The organism is Pantoea sp. SS70, assembly GCF_029866845.1.
Lineage (GTDB): Bacteria > Pseudomonadota > Gammaproteobacteria > Enterobacterales > Enterobacteriaceae > Pantoea > Pantoea leporis.
In genome coordinates this window covers 3,529,062-3,552,951 of the sequence record NZ_CP117199.1, presented here as the reverse complement: position 1 = coordinate 3,552,951, position 23,890 = coordinate 3,529,062, and the positions used below count along the sequence as shown (strand labels likewise).

At 56.3% G+C, this 23,890-nt stretch carries 18 protein-coding genes; 9 read left to right on the top strand and 9 right to left on the bottom strand.

Annotated features, from left to right (window positions below; all coding sequences use genetic code 11):
- Positions 1-9: 9 nt before the first annotated feature.
- Positions 10-1,572 carry a transcription antiterminator gene (locus tag PO881_RS16265; RefSeq protein ID WP_101763010.1) on the bottom strand — a complete coding sequence of 521 codons (1,563 nt, stop codon included), beginning with the start codon at positions 1,570-1,572 and terminating at the stop codon, positions 10-12.
- 407 nt (positions 1,573-1,979) lie between these two features.
- On the opposite strand from PO881_RS16265, the gene parC reads away from it, so the two are divergent.
- From parC to ftsP, 3 genes are all read left to right on the top strand, one after another.
- The gene (gene parC, locus PO881_RS16260) at positions 1,980-4,250 is read left to right on the top strand and encodes a DNA topoisomerase IV subunit A (RefSeq protein WP_137386541.1); all 2,271 of its coding nucleotides are present in this window, start codon (positions 1,980-1,982) and stop codon (positions 4,248-4,250) included.
- A 41-nt stretch (positions 4,251-4,291) separates the two neighbouring features.
- On the top strand, positions 4,292-5,029 hold the full coding sequence (locus PO881_RS16255) for a 1-acylglycerol-3-phosphate O-acyltransferase (RefSeq protein ID WP_280172081.1): 738 nt from the start codon (positions 4,292-4,294) through the stop codon (positions 5,027-5,029).
- Between the two features lie 119 nt (positions 5,030-5,148).
- Entirely contained in the window at positions 5,149-6,576 is a 1,428-nt protein-coding gene (gene ftsP, locus PO881_RS16250) for a cell division protein FtsP (RefSeq protein ID WP_101763013.1), read from the top strand.
- A 227-nt stretch (positions 6,577-6,803) separates the two neighbouring features.
- Here the strand turns inward: ftsP and dkgA are convergent, their stop codons facing one another.
- Complete coding sequence (dkgA, locus tag PO881_RS16245) at positions 6,804-7,631, bottom strand: 2,5-didehydrogluconate reductase DkgA (protein WP_210081114.1); 828 nt, start codon at positions 7,629-7,631, stop codon at positions 6,804-6,806.
- Positions 7,632-7,836: 205 nt separating this feature from the next.
- On the opposite strand from dkgA, the gene PO881_RS16240 reads away from it, so the two are divergent.
- Entirely contained in the window at positions 7,837-8,748 is a 912-nt protein-coding gene (locus PO881_RS16240; RefSeq protein WP_280172080.1) for an AraC family transcriptional regulator, read from the top strand.
- On the opposite strand, the gene PO881_RS16235 is transcribed toward PO881_RS16240, so the two are convergent.
- Positions 8,749-9,411 (bottom strand): DedA family protein, encoded by a 663-nt coding sequence (locus tag PO881_RS16235; protein ID WP_101761796.1) that lies wholly within the window; start codon positions 9,409-9,411, stop codon positions 8,749-8,751.
- A gap of 98 nt (positions 9,412-9,509) precedes the next feature.
- Positions 9,510-10,700, bottom strand: coding sequence for a cystathionine beta-lyase (metC, locus tag PO881_RS16230; RefSeq protein ID WP_280172079.1), 1,191 nt, complete (start codon positions 10,698-10,700; stop codon positions 9,510-9,512).
- A gap of 260 nt (positions 10,701-10,960) precedes the next feature.
- On the opposite strand from metC, the gene exbB reads away from it, so the two are divergent.
- The 3 genes from exbB (at position 10,961) to PO881_RS16215 (ending at position 13,645) form a co-directional block, all read left to right on the top strand.
- Complete coding sequence (gene exbB, locus PO881_RS16225; protein ID WP_192236537.1) at positions 10,961-11,689, top strand: tol-pal system-associated acyl-CoA thioesterase; 729 nt, start codon at positions 10,961-10,963, stop codon at positions 11,687-11,689.
- Positions 11,690-11,694: 5 nt separating this feature from the next.
- The gene (gene exbD / locus PO881_RS16220) at positions 11,695-12,117 is read left to right on the top strand and encodes a TonB system transport protein ExbD (protein ID WP_008103349.1); all 423 of its coding nucleotides are present in this window, start codon (positions 11,695-11,697) and stop codon (positions 12,115-12,117) included.
- A 181-nt stretch (positions 12,118-12,298) separates the two neighbouring features.
- Complete coding sequence (locus PO881_RS16215; RefSeq protein ID WP_110867293.1) at positions 12,299-13,645, top strand: MFS transporter; 1,347 nt, start codon at positions 12,299-12,301, stop codon at positions 13,643-13,645.
- 65 nt (positions 13,646-13,710) lie between these two features.
- Here the strand turns inward: PO881_RS16215 and PO881_RS16210 are convergent, their stop codons facing one another.
- The 5 genes from PO881_RS16210 to PO881_RS16190 are packed head-to-tail and all read right to left on the bottom strand — an operon-like array spanning position 13,711 to position 18,933.
- Positions 13,711-14,676, bottom strand: a complete 966-nt coding sequence (locus PO881_RS16210) for a spore coat U domain-containing protein (protein WP_137386536.1) — start codon at positions 14,674-14,676, stop codon at positions 13,711-13,713.
- Positions 14,673-17,108, bottom strand: coding sequence for a fimbria/pilus outer membrane usher protein (locus tag PO881_RS16205; protein WP_280172916.1), 2,436 nt, complete (start codon positions 17,106-17,108; stop codon positions 14,673-14,675). Before PO881_RS16205 ends, PO881_RS16210 begins: the two co-directional genes overlap by 4 nt.
- The gene (locus PO881_RS16200) at positions 17,108-17,806 is read right to left on the bottom strand and encodes a molecular chaperone (protein WP_280172915.1); all 699 of its coding nucleotides are present in this window, start codon (positions 17,804-17,806) and stop codon (positions 17,108-17,110) included. Before PO881_RS16200 ends, PO881_RS16205 begins: the two co-directional genes overlap by 1 nt.
- Positions 17,807-17,830: 24 nt before the next feature.
- On the bottom strand, positions 17,831-18,337 hold the full coding sequence (locus PO881_RS16195) for a spore coat U domain-containing protein (RefSeq protein ID WP_280172078.1): 507 nt from the start codon (positions 18,335-18,337) through the stop codon (positions 17,831-17,833).
- A 26-nt stretch (positions 18,338-18,363) separates the two neighbouring features.
- Positions 18,364-18,933: a spore coat protein U domain-containing protein gene (locus PO881_RS16190; RefSeq protein ID WP_101761803.1), complete on the bottom strand. Its 570-nt coding sequence runs from the start codon at positions 18,931-18,933 to the stop codon at positions 18,364-18,366.
- A 548-nt stretch (positions 18,934-19,481) separates the two neighbouring features.
- Between PO881_RS16190 and PO881_RS16185 the strand changes: the two genes are divergently transcribed.
- Together PO881_RS16185 and PO881_RS16180 are read left to right on the top strand one after the other, a co-directional pair.
- Positions 19,482-21,584: a bifunctional diguanylate cyclase/phosphodiesterase gene (locus PO881_RS16185; RefSeq protein ID WP_280172077.1), complete on the top strand. Its 2,103-nt coding sequence runs from the start codon at positions 19,482-19,484 to the stop codon at positions 21,582-21,584.
- A 158-nt stretch (positions 21,585-21,742) separates the two neighbouring features.
- A complete protein-coding gene (locus PO881_RS16180) occupies positions 21,743-23,833 on the top strand; it encodes a bifunctional diguanylate cyclase/phosphodiesterase (RefSeq protein WP_192412112.1) in 2,091 nt (696 codons plus the stop codon).
- The last annotated feature ends 57 nt before the right edge of the window (positions 23,834-23,890 follow it).

Here is a 23,890-nt window from a genome sequence, read left to right as displayed (position 1 = left end):
CTCATTCAATTAATGTTCAGCCAAAGCGCAGGAGGCGCCGTCGGGCAGCTGGCTGCCAATCATGGCGTCAGTCACCCGCCGAATATCGTCATCGTTAAAAAAGGCGCTGACATACACCGCCGGAACCGCTCCGGCGTTGAGGTGAATAGTAGTAATCACCAAATCCACCGTTTCTCGCTGGCAAAACTCCGCGTGATTACTGGCGGAAACCACGCCGACGATCTCCCAATCCGGGAAGGCGCGCAGAATGCGACTCTTCAAAAGATGCGAGGTTCCCACGCCGCTGGAGCACACCACCAGAATGCGTTTGTGGGCGATTTGTCGCTCCAGCGCGGCCTGGAAATGCACGCACAGATAACCTATTTCGTCATCCGCCACCGATGAAAGTCCCTGGCTGCGCGCGGTTAATTGCATCGCCTGTTGCGTTAATGAAAATATTTCCTTCATCTCCTGCTGAATATCCTCCAGCAGCGGATTACGAATGTGAATATGATATTTGAGTCGATTTAATAATGGCTTTATATGAACTAATAACCCTTCAAATAATAATCGGTCCTGCGCTAAGTCCTGCTGAATAAATGACGCGAAGCGATCGATTAATTCACAGGTTATTTTCACTGATTCAGCGGTGGAAAATTGATTATGCAGCGGGGCATTATCTCCACGCTCTTCCACCACAATGCCGGACGAGACAATATATTGATAAATAAAACCCACTTCATCGGCGGGCAATGCGCAGCACATGCGCTGTTCAATCTGCACCACCATATTTTGGGCAATCTTCAGAATGCGCTGGTCAAGATCCTGCGCGCTGGTCAGGGTTTCCAGCGCCAGCGCGTTACCTTGCGCCATGCGATGCATCATGATCAGAATATGGGTGCAGAGATTGAGGTACCACGCGTCGCCCAACGGATAACTCAGTTGCTGCTCCATTTGCTGCAGCAGCGCCTGCACAAAAGCCACATCCTCGTCGCCAAAATAGTGCACCAGCGCTTGCTGGCTGCCGGGATCGAGGCGTGGTAGCAGCGGCGTGCCGGCGACGTTTTGCTGCATCACATCATTAATTAGCGACACCATCGCCTGGCGCAGCGTCTGCTCATTGCCTTCGATGTGGGTGCCGCCGGGGCCGCGCTGCAGCACCAAACCCAGCGGCTGCAGCCACTCTTCGATCACCTTCAGGTCATTCACAATCGACGCATGACTAATAAAGTAGCGTTCCGACAATTTACTGATTGAAGTTGCGCGTGGCGCATCGCTCAGCAGCTGCGAGGCAATTTTCACCCGTCGGCTGTTGTGGCTCAGCGCATCCGAACTGCTTTCGTCGCCGTTAAGCTGCTGCTCCAGTTGCAGACGCTGCTGCAGATCGTCTACCCGCAGACGTATGCCGCGTCCCGGCATTTTTTCCAGCTGCAGCGACCAGTCGCGAAGCCAACTCTCCAGCCATTGCAAATCGCGCTGGATGGTTTTCTCCGACACGCCAAGCTGTAAAGCTAATTCTTTTGTCGGCTGCGGTGCGGCATGATGCAGCAGCAATTTTACTAATCGGTGTTGTCGCGAAGTCAGTATTTGCATTCGTTCACCCTTATTTTGGCAAAACGTTTATGGCTAATTGGTGGTTATATTTATTCCATGCCAGAAATCAGACGCGCAAAAATGTGGGGCTTGTGGAGTATGAATTTAGGAGAGTAATCACTAAGCAACAATACTAAATGTTGTCCTGGCTTGCGGACACCATTAATACGCTAATTGCCTCGCGATATTAATTGCGAAGTTGCTCACAGATTATTGCCGATATTCACTGTGACATGGCTCCCATTCCGTTTTAATTTTCCAACCAATATCACGCTATTTAATGCAAGACGATTCTGTTTGCTGAACGGGCTTCTCTGTGACTAAACCGCACGAATAAGGTAATATCCTCGCCAAATGACCGCCGGATGTCCCGCCGTTGCGGGCCACGAAGTGAGGATGCGAGCTGAATGAGCGAATTGACGCAGGATGGTGCAGAGCGTCTTGCCCTGCACACGTTTACCGAAAACGCGTACCTGAACTACTCCATGTACGTGATCATGGACCGCGCGCTGCCGTACATCGGCGATGGCCTCAAGCCAGTGCAGCGCCGTATTGTGTATGCCATGTCGGAATTGGGTCTCAATTCCAATGCTAAATTCAAAAAATCGGCGCGTACCGTTGGTGACGTGCTGGGTAAATACCATCCGCACGGCGACAGCGCCTGTTATGAAGCGATGGTGTTGATGGCGCAGCCGTTCTCCTACCGCTATCCGCTGGTGGATGGCCAGGGAAACTGGGGTGCGCCGGATGATCCAAAATCCTTCGCCGCGATGCGTTACACCGAATCGCGCCTGTCTAAATACGCTGAAATCCTGCTGGGTGAACTCGGTCAGGGCACGTCCGATTACATCCCGAACTTCGACGGCACCCTGCAGGAGCCGAAGATGTTGCCGGCGCGTCTGCCCAACATTCTGCTCAACGGCACCACCGGCATCGCCGTGGGGATGGCGACCGACATTCCGCCGCATAACCTGCGCGAAGTAGCGGAAGCAGCGGTCAAGCTGATCGACAACCCGAAAACCACGCTGAATGAGCTGCTGGATATTGTGCAAGGTCCGGATTACCCGACCGAAGCGGAGATCATCACGCCACGCAGCGAAATCCGTAAGATTTATCAGAGCGGTCGCGGTTCGATTCGTCAGCGTGCGGTGTGGAAAAAAGAAGATGGTGATGTGGTGATCACCGCGTTGCCGCATCAGGTGTCGGGCGCACGCGTGCTGGAGCAGATCGCTAACCAGATGCGCAATAAAAAGCTGCCGATGGTGGAAGATCTGCGTGATGAGTCCAACCACGAAAACCCGACGCGTTTAGTGATTGTGCCGCGCTCCAATCGCGTGGATCTCGAGCAAGTGATGAATCACCTGTTTGCCACCACCGATCTGGAAAAAAGCTACCGCGTTAACCTGAATATGATCGGACTGGATAACCGTCCGGCGGTGAAAAACCTGCTGGAAATCCTCTCTGAATGGCTGGTGTATCGCCGCGATACCGTGACGCGCCGCCTCAACTATCGTTTAGATCGCGTGCTGCGTCGCCTGCATATCCTTGAAGGTATGCTGGTGGCGTTCCTCAATATTGATGAAGTGATCCACATCATCCGTACCGAGGATGAGCCGAAGCCGGTGCTGATGTCGCGTTTTGACATCAGCGAAACCCAGGCCGAAGCGATTCTCGAACTGAAACTGCGCCATCTCGCCAAACTGGAAGAGATGAAGATTCGCGGCGAGCAGGCGGATTTGGAAAAAGAGCGCGATCAGCTGCAGGCGATTCTGGCGTCCGAGCGTAAGATGAGCAATTTGCTGAAGAAAGAGCTGCTGGCCGATAGCCAAACCTACGGCGACGATCGCCGTTCGCCGCTGCACGAGCGCGAAGAAGCCAAAGCGCTGAGCGAAACCGAGCTGGTGAGCGCTGAGCCGGTGACCATCGTGCTGTCGCAAATGGGCTGGGTGCGCAGCGCCAAAGGTCACGATATCGATCCGGCGGGCTTAAGCTACAAAGCGGGCGACAGCTATCTGGCCGCCGCACGCGGCAAGAGCAATCAGCCGGTGGCCTTTATCGACTCCACCGGACGCAGCTACACGCTGGATCCGACCTCATTGCCGTCCGCGCGCGGACAGGGCGAGCCGCTCACCGGCAAACTGACGCCACCGCCGGGCGCGGTGATTGAGCAGGTGCTGATGGAGCCCGACGATCAGAAGCTGTTGATGGCCTCTGACGCCGGTTACGGTTTCATCTGTACCTTTGCCGATCTGGTGTCGCGCAACCGTGCCGGTAAAGCGCTGCTGACGCTGCCGGAAAACGCCAAAGTGATGACGCCAATGGCGGTACATTCGGGCGATGATATGCTGCTGGCAATTACCCAGGCCGGACGCATGTTGATGTTCCCGGTTGGCGATCTGCCGCAGATGTCGAAAGGCAAAGGCAACAAGATCATTTCGATTCCTGCAGCGGAAGCCGCGGCGGGCACCGACAAACTACAATGGTTGCTGATTCTGCCGCCGGGCGCGTCAATCACCGTATATGTCGGTAAACGTAAGCTGATCATGCGTGATGAAGATCTGCAGAAAGTGCGTGCCGAGCGCGGTCGTCGCGGCAGCGTGGCGCGTGGCCTGCAACGCATCGATAGCGTAGAAGTGAATGCACCAGCGCGTCCGAAAGCCGACGCGAGTGAAGAGTAACGCTGTAATTCAGGCGATGGAATGCCCCATTTGAGGAATCTATGTTACTAATTTTACGAGCAATTATTGTTATTGTTTATTCGATTCTGGTCAGTATTGTTGGCTGTATCTGGTGTCTGTTTTCACCGCGTAATCCGCGTCACGTCGCAACCTTCGGCCATCTGCTCGGTCGTCTGTCGACGGTGTTTGGTCTCAAAGTGGAACTGCGTAAACCGGTGGAAGCCGCGCATTATGGCAACGCGATCTATATCGCTAACCACCAGAACAACTACGACATGATCACGGCGGCTAAAATCGTGCAGCCGACCACCGTGACCGTGGGCAAGAAAAGCCTGCTGTGGATTCCGTTTTTTGGCCAGCTCTACTGGCTGACCGGTAACCTGCTGATTGACCGTGATAACCGCTCCAAAGCGCACGGCACCATCGGTGAGTTGGTGGAGCAGTTCAACAAAAAGCGCATTTCGTTCTGGATGTTTCCGGAAGGGACGCGCAGCCGCGGTCGTGGTTTGCTGCCGTTCAAAACCGGTGCGTTTCATGCAGCGGTAGCAGCCGGTGTGCCAATCATCCCGATTGTGGTTTCCAACACCCACGACAAGATCAAGCTGAACCGCTGGAACAACGGTTTGGTGATTGTGGAGATGTTGCCGCCGGTCGATACCTCGCAGTTTGCCACCACCTCGGTGCGTAAGCTCGCCACGCACTGCCGTGAATTAATGTCGACTAAACTGGAAGAATTGAACGCCGAAGTCGCCGAACGCGAAAAAAACGGTAAACTCTGAGCAGCCAAAATGGGGCAGGTGATCATCTGCCCCGTTCTCAAGCCACACAGCAACTCATCATTAATTAGAACAACATGGACACGGCGTCCTCACGCCACGCTCAAAAGGTCTGAAGTTTTATGTCTTGCAGCAGACGTCAGTTTATTCAGCTTTCTGCCGGTGTCGCACTGGCTTCCGGTGCTATGCCTTTCGCCGCCCGCGCCGCCGCGCCATTGGGCGATACGCCACTTCCTATTCCACCGCTGATTGAATCACGTCGCGGTCAGCCGCTGTTTCTCACCTTGCAGCGCAGCCATTGGTCTTTCAGCGGCAACAGCAACAAAGTGCCGGTGTGGGGCTTTAACGGCATGTATCTCGGCCCAACGGTGCGCGTTTATAGCGGCGACGATGTGAAGCTGATTTACAGCAACCGCCTCAACGAACCGGTATCGATGACCGTCAGCGGTTTGCAGGTGCCGGGCGCGTTAATGGGCGGTGCGCCGCGCATGATGTCGGCCGGAGCTGATTGGGCGCCGGTGCTGCCGATTCGTCAGGGCGCGGGCACATTGTGGTATCACGCCAATACGCCAAATCGCATGGCGCCGCACGTCTACAACGGACTCGCCGGCATGTGGCTGGTGGAAGATGACGTCAGTAAATCGCTGCCGCTGCCGAAGCATTATGGCGTCGATGATTTCCCGCTGATTATTCAGGACAAGCGCCTCGATAACTTCGCCACGCCGGTTTATAACCCGCCCTCCAGCGGCGGTTTTATGGGCGACGTGCTGCTGGTGAACGGCGTGCAAAATCCCTATGTCGAAGTGTCGCGCGGCTGGGTGCGTTTGCGTTTGCTGAACGGCTCGAACGCGCGCCGCTTCGATCTCACCTTCTCCGATAATCGTCCCTTTACGGTGATCGCCAGCGATCAGGGCTTCCTGCCTGCGCCGGTGGCGGTGCAGCTGCTGACGCTGGCTCCCGGCGAACGTCGTGAAGTGCTGGTGGATATGTCGCAGGGCGATGAAGTCTCGATCATGGCCGGAACGGCGGCGGGTTTGATGGATCGCCTGCGCGGATTGTTTGAGCCGTCATCGATTCTGACCAATACGCTGGTGCTGAGCTTACGCCCAACCGGCTTGTTGCCGCTGGTGACTGACAATCTGCCGATGCGTTTGCTGGCGGATCAGATTCTTGATGGCGTGGCGGTGCGTACGCGCGAATTCCGCATTGGTGACAGCGAGCCGGGCATTAACGGCGTGTTGTGGGACATGAACCGCATTGATACCACCGTGCAGCAGGGCACCTTTGAGCGCTGGATTATCCACGCCGATCGCCCGCAATCGCTGCATATTCAGGGCGTGATGTTCCTGATTAAGAACGTCAATGGCGCGCAGCCGATGGGCGAAGATCGCGGCTGGAAAGATACCGTTTGGGTGGATGGCAGCGTGGAGCTGCTGGTGAGCTTCCCGCAGAGTTCGTCGGATCACTTCCCGTTTGTCTATTACAGCCAGACGTTAGAGATGGCGGATCGCGGGACGGCGGGGCAGTTATTGGTGAATTCAGCGTCTTAATGCCCTCACCCCAGCCCTCTCCCGCAAGCGGGCGAGGGAGCAGATCGAGCAAAACGCACCTTACGGTTCCCTTTCCCGCAAGCGGGCGAGGGAGCAGATCGAGCAAAACGCACCTTACGGTTCCCTCTCCCGCAAGCGGGCGAAGGAGCAGATCGAGCAAAAGGCACCTTACGGTTCCCTCTCCCGCCTGCGGGAGAGGGTTAGGGTGAGGGGAAACGCGCGCCATTCTACCCGTTAAACGCCTCCGGATCCGGTCCCAAACGGTTACCGCTATCCAGCTTACTGATCTCACTCACTTCAGTTTTATCCAACCTAAAATCAAACACCTGGAAATTCTCACGAATACGTTCCGGGGTAATCGACTTCGGAATCACCACCAGGCCGCTATCCAGATGCCAGCGAATCACGATTTGTGCCGGCGTCTTGCTATATTTTTTCGCCAGCTCGCGGATAATCTCCTGATCAAACACGCCTTTACCGCCTTGTGCCAGCGGGCTCCAGGATTCGGTTTGAATCTGGTGCAGCGCGTTCCATGCATGCAGCGTGCGCTGTTGCAGCATCGGATGCAGCTCGATCTGGTTCACCACCGGCGACACGCCGGTTTCATCGATCAAACGCTTCAGATGCGCCTCGTGGAAGTTACATACGCCGATGCTCTTGGTTAAGCCCTGTTGCTGCAGCTCAATCAAGCCTTTCCAGGCTTCAACGTAGTTATCTTTTTCCGGGCACGGCCAGTGCATGAGATACAAATCCACCTGCTCTAACTGCAACTTCTTCAGGCTGGTTTCCATTGCCTGTTGCCAGTTGGTCTGGTCGTCGTTCCACAGCTTGGTGGTGATAAAAATCTCATCGCGCGCCACGTCGGTCTCTTGCAGCGCTTGCCCAACCGCTTCCTCATTTTTGTAGATAGCGGCGGTATCGATGGAGCGATAGCCGACTTTCAGGGCTTCCAGGATGGCGTTGCGCGCATCCTCAATGCTCGCTTGCCACACGCCGAGGCCAAGCTGCGGCATCATGTTGCCGTCGCGCAATTTAATAATGGGTTGATCTGCCATAATTGCTCCTTATCTGTTGCAGGGACTTACCGTAGAAAAGATGTGCTTAAGTCTAGTCAACAAACCTCACCTCAGGATCATTGTGGCAAGCGGGCGGCACTTTTGCCTGATAGATTTCTGCAAGAATCTTGCCTGATTCTCCAGAATGATGGAGCTTTGTACAGCCTTACGGCAAACTGACTTTTTTGCTGCTTGAGAGAGATGCATGCCAAACGACGCCCTTTGCCGCCAGCTAGCGCAGCGCGTAGTTGCGCTGATGAGTGACCTGCATAAGCCGCTGTGCACGGTAGAAAATGTCAAATTGATCTATGCCTGCGAAACCTTGCCGCGTACGCCGATGATGTATCAACCCGGCATCGTGATTCTGTTTCAGGGGCGTAAAACCGGCTATCTCGGCAGCACCGTTTTCCACTACGACGCCACCAAATATCTGATGCTCACCGTACCGCTGCCGGTGGAGTGCGAAACCGAAGCCACGCTGGCGGAGCCGCTGGCCGGCATGTGTTTGAGCGTGGATGTCGCCAGCCTGCAGGATTTGCTGATGGATATCGGCGATGACGAGCAGTTCCAGCCGCAGGCACAAACTTCCGGCATCCATTCGGTGTTCATGAGCGAAGAGATGCTGTGTGCGGCCGAACGCTTGCTGGATGTGATGAATAACCCGCGCGACGCCCGCGTGCTGGGGCCGCAGCTGGTTCGCGAGATCATCTATTACGTGCTAACCGGACCGATTGGCGGCGCGCTGCTGTCGCTGGTCAATCGGCAGACGCAGTTCAGCCAGATTGCGCGCGCGCTGCGTCGCATCGAAAACCACTTCGCGGAGAGTTTGAGCGTCGACATGCTGGCCGCTGAAGTGAACATGAGCGTTTCGGCGTTTCATCATAACTTCAAAGCGGTAACGCAAACCTCGCCGCTGCAATACCTTAAGCGCTATCGCCTGCATCAGGCGCGCCTGATGATGCTGCAGGATGGCATGAAAGCCAGCGCGGCGGCGGTGCGCGTCGGTTATGAAAGCCCATCGCAGTTTTCGCGTGAGTTTAAGCGCTATTTCGGCGTGACGCCGGGAGAAGAGGCGAGCCGCGTGCGTCAAACTTTACCGTTTGACGCCGCGTCGTAATCAGGAGAGTTTCTGGCGGCGTTTTTTCCAAATCACCACAATGCTGCCGGCCAGGCCGATAAACAGCAGCGCGATCGGCAGAATCATCAGGATCGCCATCACCTGATCTTCATGGCGCTTGATAAAGGGCACATGGCTGATGCCGTAGCCCAGCGTCACCACAATCCCAACCCACAACAAGCCGCTCAGCCAGTTAAACAGCTGGAAGCGGCCATTGTTTAAGCCGGAAATCCCGGCCATGGTCGGCAGTAAGGTGCGCACAAAGGCCAGGAAGCGGCCAACCAGCAGCGCCATCAAACCGTGGCGGTTAAACATATTCCACGCGCGCTGATGATATTGCGCGGGCAGATGCAGCAACCAGCTTTTCACCAGTTTGGTGTTGCCGAGCCAGCGTCCTTGCAGATAGCTGAGCCAGCAGCCAAGGCTGGCCGCCGTGGTCAAAATCACAATGGTCGGCACGAAATCCATCACACCTTTGGCGACCATCGCGCCCGCCAGTAACAGCAGGCTATCGCCCGGCAGGAATGACGCGGGCAGCAAACCGTTTTCCAGAAACAGCGTTAAAAACATCACGCCGTAGACAATCCAAACCACATCCGGATTGCCGAGCGCGGCAAAATCCTGATGCCAAAGCGCCTGGACAATCTCATGTAAAACACCCATCAGCTATTCCATCGAGTCACAAGGAGTCTAATTTTAACCTTCTGTGGCATCGCATACGTTGATCTCTCATCGCCGCCACAGCGTGGTTTATCTTCTGTTTAACTTCTTAAACGTGCAAAACCGGCTTTAAGGTCAGCCAGCAAGTCATCGACATGTTCGAGGCCGATATGCAGACGCACTAAAGTGCCGTCAAAATCCACGCCGCCCGCCGGACGAATCGCCGCCAGCTCTTCAGGCTGGTTCGCCAGAATCAGGGATTCATAGCCGCCCCACGAATACGCCATGCTGAAATGGTGGAAGTGATCGAGGTAATTTGCCAGCTGCTCACGGCTCAGTTTTTCATGCAGGATGAACGAGAACAAACCGCTGCTGCCGCTGAAATCGCGCTGCCAGAATGCGTGGCCTTTACACTGCGCCAGCGCCGGATGATTAACGCGCGCCACTTCCGGCTGCGTGGCCAGCCATTCCGCCACCTGCAATCCGCTCTCTTCGTGCTGACGCAGACGTGTGCCCAACGTACGAATGCCGCGGCTCGCCATATAAGCGGTATCAGCATCGACCATCTGGCCCATCAGATAGGAGTTCTCGCGCAGCTGCGGCCAGCAACGCTCATTTGCTACCGCCGTGCCAATCATCGCGTCGCTGTGACCAATGATGTATTTGGTGCCGGCCTGAATCGAAATATCGATGCCATGCTCCAGCGCGTTAAACAACACGCCCGCCGCCCAGGTGTTATCGATCATGATGATCGCCTCCGGCGCTTTGGCGCGCACGGCGGCAACAATCGCGGGAATATCCTGCACTTCCATGGTGATCGACGCCGGTGATTCCAGGAACACCACGCGCGTATTCGGCTGCACCAGTTCGCCAATTTCGCTGCCGATGCAGTGATCGAAATAGGTGGTGGTGACGTTCAGCTTACTGAGAATTTTCGAGCAGAAATCCTGCGTCGGTTCGTAGACCGCGCCGCTCACCAGAATATGGTCGCCGGCTGCGACAAAGGACAAAATGGCATTAGAGACCGCCGCCGCGCCGCACGGATAGAGCGCGCAACCTGCGCCGCCTTCCAGCTCGGTCATGGCGTCTTGCAGCGAGAAATGGGTGAGGGTGCCGCGACGACCATAAAACAGCTCGCCTGACGCGCGGCCAGCGGTAGCACGTTTCTTATCGGCGACCGTGTCAAAAACCAGGGATGAAGCGCGCTGAATTACGCTGTTAACTGAGCCTTGCGTGTAACGTTTACTGCGTCCCGCGCTGACAAGCGTGGTGTCTATTTTTTTCGTTGCCATCACTGCCTTTCCTGACATTTCCCACAAAACATTCACGTTACCACGAATCAGTGTAGCGGGTTGAGCCTGATTGCGGATTATCAGAGTGAGGCCAGTATTGCGCATAACATCCGCTAACTTGTGGAAATCGCGGGCATCTTTGCTTTGTAAATAGTAATGAGAACCACTATCACTTCGGTGGTATTTTTTGCTATGATCCGCGCTTCAATCGTGAACTGTGCAACAGAAGTTGGAGATGCAGCGTGGTAGCCAGTGATTTGATGCAAACGGATCTTTCCGTTTGGGGCATGTATCAGCATGCCGATATCGTGGTAAAGATTGTGATGATTGGCCTGTTACTGGCTTCGGTTGTCACCTGGGCAATTTTCTTCGGTAAGTTTGCTGAGCTGAGCGGGGCGAAACGTCGCCTGAAACGCGAGCAGCAAGCGCTGGGCGAAGCCCGCTCATTAAACGATGCTTACCGTGCTGCTGAAAACTTCAAAAGCAACAGCCACAGCGCTGTGCTGCTAAACGACGCGCAGAATGAGCTGGAGCTCTCCGCTGGTACTGAAGATCTGGATGGCATCAAAGAGCGCACCAGCTTCCGTCTCGAACGCCGCGTGGCTGCATTTAGCCGTCATGCCGGTCGCGGTAATGGATTCCTCGCCACCATCGGTTCCGTTGCGCCGTTTATCGGTCTGTTCGGTACCGTTTGGGGCATCATGAACAGCTTCATCGGCATAGCGAAAACGCAAACCACTAACCTCGCAGTCGTCGCGCCGGGCATCGCCGAAGCGCTGCTGGCTACCGCGATTGGTCTGGTGGCGGCAATTCCCGCCGTGGTTATCTACAACGTCTTCGCGCGTATGATTGCCAGCTACAAAGCGTCGCTGGGCGATGTCGCCGCGCAGGTGATGTTGCTGCAGAGCCGCGATCTGGATCTCGGCAACGTGGATACCGCGAAAGAAGCCAACCGTCCAGCGGCGGCACAGAAACTGCGCGTAGGATAAGTATTATGGCGATGCGTTTAAACGATGACTCGGTCGGCGATGGCGAAATGCACGAAATCAACGTGACGCCGTTTATCGACGTCATGTTAGTTCTGCTGATCATCTTTATGGTCGCCGCGCCATTAGCTACCGTCGATGTGCGCGTTAACCTGCCAGCATCGACCAGCGCGCCGCAGCCGCGTCCGGAAAAACCGGTTTATCTCTCCATCAAGGAAGATAAGCAGATCTTCATCGGAAACGATGCGGTCACCAAAGAGACGCTGGTGAATGCGCTGACGGCACAAACCGAAGGCAAGAAAGACACCACCATCTTCTTCCAGGCGGATAAATCGGTGGATTACGCCACCCTAATGGAAGTGATGGATCAGCTGCGTGAAGCCGGTTATCTGAAGATTGGTTTGATGGGCATGGAAACGGTGAAGAAGTAACGTCACTCCACTTAGCCTTGCCGTAAAGGTCGCTCCCGTAGCGGCCTTTTTTAATGCCTGCACGCAATTTGTTAATTTATTGTTACTATTGGTCGTATTTTTGTAAACTGCAATGGTGAAGAAGATCACGTTTATTCCTGGCCCGGCACGATACAACGGAAGAAAAACCAGGAAGGACAATATGAGCGCGAGTCACTCTTTACAAAAGTCGCCGCAAAGCGGTGCCAAAACCATCTTTAGCGTTACCAGCGGTAACTTCCTTGAGATGTACGATTTCATGGTGTTTGGCTATTACGCCACGGCGATCGCCAAAACCTTTTTCCCCGGCGATGATCCCTTTGCCTCTCTCATGCTGACGCTGATGACCTTCGGCGCAGGCTTCCTGATGCGCCCGCTCGGCGCGATTATTCTTGGTGCTTACATCGACCATCATGGCCGTCGTAAAGGCTTGCTGTTAACGCTCGGCTTGATGGCGATTGGTACCTTAACCATCGCGCTGGTGCCCGGATACGCCACGCTCGGTGCCGCCGCACCGATCCTGATTTTGCTCGGTCGTTTATTGCAGGGCTTCTCGGCGGGCGTTGAGCTGGGCGGCGTCTCGGTGTATCTGGCGGAAGTGGCGCCGAAAGGGCGCAAAGGCTTCTATGTCAGCTGGCAATCGGGCAGCCAGCAGGTTGCGGTGATCTTCGCCGCGCTGCTCGGTTTGGGCCTGAACCATCTGCTGGCGAAAGACGCCGTCACCGAATGGGGCTGGCGTATTCCGTTCGTGGTGGGATGTATGATCGTGCCGTTCCTGTTCTATATCCGCCGCATGCTGGAAGAGACCGAAGCCTTCAGCCAGCGTAAACATCATCCCTCAATGCGTCAGATTATGCGTTCGGTCGGGCAGAACTGGGCGCTGGTGCTGGCAGGGATGTTGATGGTGGTTACCACCACCGTAATGTTCTACATGATCACCGCCTTTACCCCGACGTTCGGCAAAACCGTGCTGATGATGAGTGACAAACAGAGCTTCCTGGTGACGCTGTTTGTCGGCATCTCCAACCTGTTTTGGCTGCCGGTGATGGGATCGTTGTCGGATCGCATTGGTCGTCGTCCGCTGCTGATTGTCTGCACCCTCTTGATGATTTTAACTACCTGGCCGGTGCTGCATTGGCTGGTGGGAGCGCCGACCTTCTCCCATCTGGTTGAGGCCGAGCTGTGGCTGTCGTTCCTGTATGCCAGTTATAACGGCGCGATGGTGGTGTATCTGGCTGAGATCATGCCGGCAGAAGTGCGCGCTTCGGGTTTCTCACTGGCCTACAGCCTGGCCACCGCGCTATTTGGCGGTTTTACGCCAGCGGTGTCGAGCTATCTGATTCATGCGACAGGCGATAAAGCGATGCCGGGCGTGTGGCTCTCTTTTGCGGCGGTGTGCGGATTGGTCGGCACGCTGCTGATTGGCCGCATGGTGAAGCAATATCAAGCGCAACACCGTTCCCCTCACCCTAACCCTCTCCCGCAAGCGGGAGAGGGAATGTTTAGGTAACGGCGCGATCAGCTCCTTCTCCCGCCTGCGGGAGAAGGCTGGGATGAGGGACTGCGCGCACCCCGCTAAAACGACACATCCACCACCACGCTATCGGTATAATTCCCCGCCGCGGGCGTATTCTGCGTGGTCAAAATCTGCGCCGTATAGGTAAAGTTGCGCGTCACGGTATCCGCATTCAACGATGTCGAGGTGGTGCTGCTCCAGCGATCGGTGCCGGTCGGTCCCCAGCGCGATGTGGTGGTGGTGCCTTTGTAGATGTCATACGCCAGCCGGTTAGTTCCGCTCGCCATCTGCCGCGTGGTGCCGCTGTAGTAACTGCCGTTGCTCAAGCCCACGGTATAAGTGCTGCCCTTCGAACACACCACGTTAATCGTCTGCTGCACCGTTGAGAAACTGCCCACCAAAGGCGCGCTGCCAAAACTGACGTTGGGCGCAGTGATGGTGGTGCAATCGTTGGTCACCACTAGATTCACGGTAATCGGCATCGCCGTACCCGTGCTGCTCTGTACCGTTCCCACACACAATCCTCCCACGTTTAACCCGGCGCACACCGTATAACTCACGGTAATGGTAATGGTGGTGGTATAGGTGCCGGCGGCGATCACCTGGCCGGGTACGGTGCGGAAGTAGAGCGGAATATTGAAGTTAAGGGTGTTTCCCAACGCCAGCAGCGAGGCGGAACTCCAGCGATAGCTGCCGCCCTGCTGTAATTCGGTGGCGCAGGCGCTGTCGATACACAGCTGAATCGGAATGTTATCGGTGCCGCCGCTGGCGGTTTTCAACACGGCGCGCGTGCCGCTGAGGTTTGAGGCGGTGGTAAAGGCATAGGTGATGTTATCGGAGCCCAGCAGCGAAAGCGTACCCGAACCGCAGTTGACGTTAGTGGTGCTTGAGGTGTTATTCACCGTTGAAGCGACGGAAAACGTGGTAACCGATCCGAACGTGGCGGCGGGGGCCGATAAGCTACACAACGCATAGCTGGTTCCCGGCAGTAAAAACAGCGCCAGCAGGAGCAGAAGCTTTCTCATGGTGAAATCCCTGACGGTGAATTATCCACGCTGCTCACCGCAGAGCCTTGCGGCGGCGGTGGCAGCGGGCAGGTAAGCGGTCCGTAAGTTTCCAGCGCTTTTGGCTGCCCGTCGGCGATAGCCAGTTGCGTATCGCAGCTGCGTCCATCCGGCGTCACCACATGAATCGGGTTATTAGCACCGAGATCTTCCATCCACACAATGCCGTCCCAGCCGACATATTCGGTGGCCTGATTCGGACGTAACACCTGGCTGGAAATCGGCAGCGGCTGATGATGGCTGTCATGCAGTACCACGCTGGCGGCGCGCAGACGCTCCACCGGGAAGTTGAGCAGATAGCCGCTCTTACGCTTCACCGCAAAGCGCTGTTCAACTTTCGGCGCAGTGCGATCGGCGGGCAGGTCCAGCGTATCGATGTCGTATTTGGCGCCGTAATAGCTGCTGATCGATGGCACCAGCAGATAGCCTTGTTTATCGGTGCGGCCCATCGTCTGGTTCTCATAACGCACCGTTACGTCCGGATAATCGGTTTTCACTACCACGAAGGCATCGTTAATGTCGTTGGCAGCGAACACGCGGTTATCCATCAATACCACCGAGCCGGTAAAATCGGCCCATTGCGTGGTGTTGTCGTTATCGCCGTAGAAACCGGCTGAGGTATCAATTTTGTTATTGCGATAACGCAGACTGCCCTGACGATAATCGCCGCTGTCGCTGCCCTGATTAGCCCAGGCCGCATCCCAGGAGAAGCCACCGTCGGTTGGCATCGCGCGCGACACATACAGACGCTGGCTGTTATTGCCCTCCTGATCGCGTTCCGTGCTTACCGAGGCGCTGCTCTGTTCGCCGAAAGGGATGATCAGCGAAATGGCGCCGCTCCAGTTGCCCTGATCCTGATCGCGGCTGGCGGAGATATACAGGCTGCTGTTGCCCCACAGATTTTTACTCCACGACAGATTCAATAAACGCGTGCGGTCACCGTTGCCGCCGGAGATATCAAAATAAGCCAGGCCAAGGCTGCCGTAGTCACTCAGCGACACGCTGGCGGTGTATTGCGCGCTGCGTCGCGCCAGCGAGTAACTGGTGTTCGCGCTGTCGCCACGGCTGCCGACCAACGCGAGATTCCCGAAATCGGCGCTGCGAATGATGTGCTGGGTTCCCAGGCTGAACCAACTATTGTTGTACTGATAGCCCCAGCTGTATTGCGTGCCGGGATTACCGTCCATCTGGCTCTGCGCCAGCGCGCCATTCACCACGCCAAAACTGCCCAGTTTCAGCAATCCACCCGCGCCGCCCATCGCCACGCTGTCGCTGCCTTCCGCATGGCTCTCCAGCGTCAGCCAGTCGTTCAGCCCGTAGCGATAGGAGCCGCTGGCTGCCGCCGCACCGTAATCAAAATTGTTGATGCCGTAGTTTTCGCGAATGGCACCGGCGGAGAATGAATAATCGGATAACCCGGTTTTCAGCAAGCTGCTGGAGACGTAAAACGGCAGTGTGGTGGTGACTTGTCGGCCCACCGCATCGGTGGTGGTGATCACTGCATCGCCGGCGCCGTTAACGAAAGGGACATTGGTGAGCGACCACGGGCCCGGTTGCACGTCGGCCTGGGTGCTGCGATAGCCGTTGATAAACAGATCGACCGAAGAGGGCACCGCCGCCTGGCCGGAAAAGGCGGGCAGCGGATAGGTCACCAGATCCGGCCGTACGCTGAAGTCGCGGCCAATCTGCACGCCACCCAGCCGCACGCTGTTGCTCCAGCTCAGCGCATCAGTAACCAAATCCCCGGCGCGCCAACTGATCGCTGCGTTCTCGTTTTCATTACTGAACCACGTATCGTAGCGGATATAGCCTTCCTGCTGACCGGCAACGCCACCTTCCAGTTGCTGCACGTAAACGCCGTTGGTAGAAAACTGACCAGCCGGGCCAAACAAGCGCAGTTCGTTCCAGCTGGAGAGGCGCGAACCGGCGTTATCGGTACGGGTGGCGTAAAAGTCATAGTTGAGCAGCGCGCCATTGCTGGCGCGACCGGGAAAGCGCGGTGCATGCTGTAACTGGCCAATGGTTTGACCCGGCAGCCAGGCGGGTGGCACCGTCAATAACAGGCGCTGGCGTCGTTCGTCATACTCCACTTTCGCTCCGCTGAGTTGATTGACATCGATCTGCTGGCCTTGCAGTTTCTCGGCCGGAATACCGGCGCGTTGCAAATCGCCGCGTCGCAACCAGAAATCACCATTCTTACGTTCAACCGGCACGATGTCGCCACGTTCGCCCTGATTCACCACCAGTTCCAGCATGTATTGCTGACCGCTGGCGTTATTCTCCAGCGCAGGCGGCGGTGGCAGTTCGGAGAAGGTCTCCGCGCTGCTACTCATCGGACTGATACAAAGCACGCTGGCGACGGCCAGCGCGCAGGGATGCGGCGTAAACTTCATCAACGCGCGGCCGCGCTGCTCCAGTGACCTTTATTCATTTCGGCCGACAGCTCACCGCTCACGCTGCGGGTTAACGGCCAGCGATGGCTGCTGTTGGCCAGCACATAGCCAAACAAGCCGTTGCCCATTTTGCGTCCGCCAATGGTGACGTTACTTAAGCGCGCGTGGCCATTACCGCGATTAGTCAGCTCCAGCCAGCGTTTGCCGCCGCTGTTCACTTCCTGCCAGCTCAGCTGCGGTTTTGCCGTGTCGCGCGTCACGCCGCTGCCGTAGATGAACAGCGGCACCGAATAGCGCATCTGGAAAGTGAGTCCGGCCTGATTTTCGCCTGGCGTGCGCGGTGTAGGGATCTCATCCAGCACCACGCGAAAGGCCACTTCACGTCCGGCTTCAGGTGGCGTTTGCTTAATTAAACGCACCAGTTGCTTCTGTCCTGGCTCGAGGCGCACCATCGGCGGGCTCGCCACCACTTGCTGCTGGGTTTGATACTGCTCCTGGCCGTTAACCTGCTGCCAGCTGAAGATGCGCACCTGCATCAGGGTGGTGGCATTGCCACGATTCTCCAGCCACAGCTCGCTGGCTTTATCTTCCGGATCAATCGCCGGATCGATCGGCCACACCATCAGCGAATTGGCGGCGTGCACCGCAGGCGTTAGGGCCACAAATAACAACAGGATCAGGGCGCGCAGGTTAATCATCATTCCTCCTTTTGATTGACGCCATCACCAACTCAGCGTGACGGTTAAAGTGTCGGTATAGGTCCCGGCGCGCGTGGGGCCGGGCAGCGTTAATAAGCCGTAAATCGGCAACGTGATGTTGTTGGCATTGCTGTAGCTCAGCGCCATTGGGCTATTCACCGGAATAGCCGTGGTGTGTGCCGCATTGGTATACAGGCTGTACGCCACGGTATTGGTGTTACTGGTGTGTTTGAGATTGCGCGTGGAGGTGTAATTACTGCCGCCGTTGATGCTCATACTCACGGCGGTGCCTGGCGTGCAGGCGAGCGTGATAGTGGTGCTTTGCACATAGCTGGCGCTGACGCTGCTTGCGGCCACGCCAGATTGGGTACCAAAATTAAGCGTGCCAAATACCCCGGTATTGGTTCCGGAGACAACACAGCCTGCCACTACTGATGCTGAAACCTGAAACGTTGCGGTCGGCAACCCCCAGGCGGAGACGCTCCCTATCAGCAGGGCAAGGCCGCCTGCACTGTGCACCCACCGCTGCACCACGGCCTCCCTGATTATCCTTTCCCTCAGTAATTCACCGCCACGTTGATGGTGTCGGTGTAGGTCCCTGCCGGAATCAAGGGGTTAAACCCGCCGCCCACAACCTGACCATAAATGGCGTAGTTGGTCCCGAGTGTAGGATCGGTGGTACCACTGGCAGCGATGTTGGTGTTGTTGGCGATGGCGGTAGTGAATGCGGCGTCGCTATACAGCGTATAGGCAATGCCTTGCGTATTGTTGGAGCCGAGGATCAGGTAGCGTGGCTGGCCACTCACCGTTCCGTAAACGGTCGCCGGTGCAGCGTTGCTGCTGGTGACCTGCACGTTGAAAGTTTGTCCGGTGGTGCAGCGAACAAAGATGCCGTTACCTGCTGCGCCAACCAGGGTGGCATTGAGCGTATCAAAAGTGGCTGCGCTGCTACCAAAGTTCAGGGTACCGAAGTTCACTCCCGCCGTGGCCGATTGACCGTTCACCAAACAACCGGTGGTCAGCGTCAACGTCGCATTGATGGTTCCCGTTGTGGTGGCGGCAAAAACAGCATGAGGTGCCAGTGCGGCGCTTAGGCTAGACGCCACAAGAAAAAGCTTGAGTTTCATAATCATTCCTTACTGATTATCCAAGGTCAGTGCTTTTTCACCTGGTCATACATTTATGGAAATACATCCGAAATCAAACAAGAGCCGCAATGGACTCGACAGCGTAAGCGCCTGCCGCCTAAGAAAATTCCTGGATGGCGGATTAATGATTTATATCAGTTTTCTTTACTATAGATCAGCAAATTGGCCCTTGTATGCAGATGGTTCAATTTTTCCCTAATCAATTCACGCTTTTCGCCGATAACTCAGTAATCACAAGGGGTAGCGAGCGGTTAAAAAAACCAAATAGACGATGATTTCACCCTCTACCGCGCGCTTCGGTTCAATGTTATGTTCGTGCATTAATCAGATATTATTAATTTTTTGCTTAACGACTGACGATGAAAATAAAAAAAATCCGCACGACAACTCCAGATTTTCCTGGACCAGTTCTGTATTGAACTGCGCCGCAGGGGGACATTAATTGCCCTTGATCGGCGCTTTATCATCCTTGTTCTAATTTGACGACACCGCACCCGCTCCGCAGCGGGTGGAGTTTAGGAGCGCACATGCTGCTGGTTACCTGGGATAGCGTTCTGGTTACCGTTTCACTGATCGTGGCCTTCATTGCCGCGTTCACCGCCTTAGATACCGCCGGGCGCGTGGCCGTTTCACGCGGTTATCTGGCAACACTGTGGTTGATCGGCGGGGGCACCGCGATGGGCATCGGCGTGTGGGCAATGCACTTTATTGGCATGCTGGCGATGATGATGCCGATGACCATGCGCTACAACGTAGAGCTGACCGCCATCTCATTGCTGGTGGCGATTATCAGCGCCATCTTCGCCTTTGCGCAGGGCGTGCAGGGCAGTCATCTCACCCGACGCCGCTTAATTCGCGGCACCCTTATCATGGGAAGCGGCATCATTGTCATGCACTACCTCGGCATGAACGCGCTGATGATTGCCACCCCGATTTACTGGAATCTGCCGCTGGTGACGCTCTCGGTGCTGATTGCCTACGCAGCATCAGGTGCGGCGTTGTGGCTGGCGTTTCATCTGCGCCAGGGCGAAAGCCTGCTGCTGCTGCGTGCCTGCGCGGCACTGGTGATGGGCATTGCGATTGCCGGCATGCATTACACCGGCATGGCGGCAGCAGAATTCGTTATGCCGGTGAGCATGCAACATCACGGCGCCAGCGAAGAGGGAATGGCGGTGTGGGTCACGATTATCACGCTGAGCATTCTGGGGCTGATGTTGCTGATATCGATGCTGGATGCGCAACTGCGTGCCGCGCGTCTCGCTGCCAAACTCAAGCGCGCCAACAGCGAGCTGCGCCAGCTGGCGATGCATGACAACCTCACCGCGCTGCCAAATCGCGTGATGCTGGAGCAGCAACTCACCACGGCGATCAAGCAGGCGACGCTGCAGGATGAAAACTTCGCGCTGATGTTCATGGATCTCGATGGTTTCAAAGCCATTAACGACACATGGGGCCATCACGTTGGCGACCGCTTGCTGATCGCGGTAGCCGATCGTTTGCGCGATGAACTGAGTGAGGAGATTCTTTTGGCGCGTCTGGGCGGCGATGAATTCGTCATACTGTGCCCGCAATTTCATCTGCATCAGGCCACCAAACTGGCGCAGCGTTTGGTTCAAATCATTGATGCGCCTTTCGAACTTGATCGCTATTCGCTGCGCGTCTCGCTCAGCGTCGGTATCGTTATCTTCCCGCTGCATGGTCGCAGCCAGCAGGAGCTGATGTTCAACGCCGACTCCGCCATGTATCACACCAAACACAGCGGGCGTAACGGCTGGTGCCTGTTTGAACCGGCGATGAGCGCGGTGGCGCAGCATCAGTTGGCGCTGGCTAACGATCTGTGGAACGCGCTGGAGTATCAGGAGATGCGCCTGTTCTATCAGCCAAAATTCCGCGCGGGTGGCACCGTATTGATGGGCTTCGAGGCGCTGCTGCGCTGGCAGCATCCGCGTCGCGGCCTGCTGATGCCCGATATGTTCCTGGCGCGCGCCGAGAAAACCGGGCAAATTGTCGCGCTGGGTAACTGGGTGATCAATGAAGCCTGCCGCCAGCTGAAGCAGTGGCACGATGAAGGTAACGGCGACTGGACGGTATCGGTCAATCTCTCGGCGCTGCAGTTCCAGCAGCGTGATTTAATTGAGAGCGTGCGCCAGGCATTGCAGCGCCATCAAATCCCTGACGGGGCGTTGATGCTGGAAATTACCGAGAACATTGCGATGCGCGATCCGCAGTTCAGCCAGCAGCGCATTGCCGAACTGCATCGTCTTGGGGTGAAAGTGGCGATTGATAACTTCGGCATCGGCTACGCCAACTTGCTGCACTTGAAACACCTTGAAGCTAGCGAGTTGAAAATCGACCGCGCCTTTATCAACAGTTTGCGCGCCGGCAGCGAAGACGCCACGGTGGTCACTGCGATGTTGACGCTGGCACAAACGCTTAACCTGCGCATGGTGGCGGAAGGGGTCGAAACCGAGGAGCAGCAGCGTTTGCTCACCGGGTTAGGCTTCGACACGCTGCAAGGTTATCTGCTCGGCAAGCCCACGCCAGCCGATCGCATCGGTGAATTTACCGCTGCGCTTGCGGCGCCGCTGGCCTTTAGCGATAACGTGGTGCCGCTGGCGGGCGCGCAATAAACAATTTTTAGTTTCTTCCCCATCGGAAGGTTTCATCGTTCAAAAACTCATATCGGCAGTTACGCTGCCGATAATTCCTACAATAAAACCAATAGACCGCACTTTTTTAACAACAACACCACAGCTGACTTACACCGGCTTTTACTTGGGAAATCACTATGTTAGTGACTTCGTACGATTCGTTTACCGTCATCGTCTCGATTCTGGTAGCGATGCTGGCCTCGTTTACTGCGCTTGATATGGCAGGGCGCGTGGCTTCCTCAACTGGCAAGGTGGCGCTGGTTTGGTTATTCGGCGGTGGATTCGCTATGGGCGTGGGCATCTGGGCGATGCACTTCATTGGCATGCTGTCGATGAGCCTCGATATGGTCATGAGCTATGATCCTACGCTCACCGTCACCTCCATGGTGGTGGCGGTATTAGCCTCGGTTTTTGCGCTGTGGCTGGTGTGCTCAACGCCCACTTTGCCGTGGCTGCGACTGTGTGGAGGCGCTGTGGTGCTGGGTTCCGGCGTTGTAGCAATGCACTACACCGGCATGGCGGCGCTGATGTTTACGCCCGGCATCACCTGGAATTGGGGTTGGGTGGCGGCATCGGTGGCGATTGCGCTGGTGGCCTCAGGCGCCGCGCTCTGGCTGGCGTTTAACCTGCGCGAAGGTCACGGCCGCGTCACCGCGCTGCGGTTAGGCGCCTCCGTGGTGATGGGCTGTGCGATTGCCGGCATGCACTACACCGGCATGGCGGCGGCCAATTTCCCGATGCACAGCCATGCGACGCACATGGGCGTAAACAGCAACTGGCTGGCGGTGGTGGTGACGGTGGTGACGCTAGCGATCCTCGGCATTACTTTGCTGGTCTCAATGCTCGATGCACGTCTGCAAGCGCGCACCTCGATCCTTGCCCACTCGCTGGCGGAAGCCAACCGTGAGCTGGCACAGCTGGCGCTACACGATAACCTGACGCGTCTGCCCAACCGTATTTTGTTGGAAGATCGTCTGGAGCAAGCCCTCAATAAAGCCAACCGTGAGAAAACGCAGTTTGCGCTGATGTTTATGGATCTGGATGGATTCAAAGCGGTAAATGACGCTTTTGGCCATCACGTGGGCGACAACCTGCTGATTGGCGTGACCGAGCGCATGACCGAACAGATGAAAGGGCACTACACGCTGGCGCGCATGGGCGGCGACGAGTTTGTGCTGCTGCTGGAAATTGATGAACCCAATGATGCCGCAGCGGTTGCTGATACGCTGGTGAAAGCGGTGGATCGCCCATTCGATATCTCGCGCTATGAGCTGGTGGTGTCGCTGAGTATTGGAATTGCGGTTTACCCTGGTGACGGCAAAGATGATCGCGAGCTGATGTTCAATGCCGATGCCGCCATGTATCACACCAAGAACAACGGCCGCAACGGTTACACCTTCTTCCAGCCGTCAATGAACACGCTGGCGCAGTCGCAATTGCAGCTGAACAACGATCTATGGCAAGCGCTGGATAACGAAGAGTTACGCCTGTTCTATCAGCCCAAATATTGCGCGCCGAGCGGCCCGATCCTTGGCTTTGAAGCGCTGCTGCGCTGGCAGCATCCTTCACGCGGTCTGCTGGCGCCGGACGCCTTCCTGCCTATGGCGGAAAAGACCGGCATGATCATTAACATCGGCAACTGGGTGATCAACGAAGCCTGTCGCCAGCTGCGTGCCTGGCATCTGCAGGGCCATCCGCACTGGTCGGTGGCGGTCAATTTGTCGGCTGTACAATTTGAGCAAAGCAATCTGGTGGAAACCGTTACCGAGGCGCTGACGCAGCACCAGATTCCGGCTGAACTTTTGACGCTGGAAGTGACCGAAACCACGGCGATGCGCGATCCGGAAGAGAGCGTGCGTATCCTCACCGAACTCACCAATATGGGCGTAAAAGCCTCGATTGATGATTTCGGCACCGGTTACTCCAGCTTGTTGTATCTCAAGCGGTTACCGGCCAGCGAGCTGAAAATCGATCGCGCTTTTGTTAATGAACTGCAGGCGCATTCGGAAGATGCCACCATCGTCTCCGCCATTGTCGCGCTGGCGCAGTCGTTGCATCTGAAAGTGGTCGCCGAAGGGGTAGAAACCCAGGATCAACAGGCGTTCCTCACCGGTTTAGGCTGCGATACCTTGCAGGGCTATTTGCTGGGCAAACCGGTGCCACCGGAACGCATTGGCGAGCTGCCGAATTTTTATCAAGAAGAGTTAGCGCTGGAGCAGGTGCCTTAACGCCTTCATTCCCTCTCCCGCTTGCGGGAGAGGGTTAGGGTGAGGGAAACTAGCCGC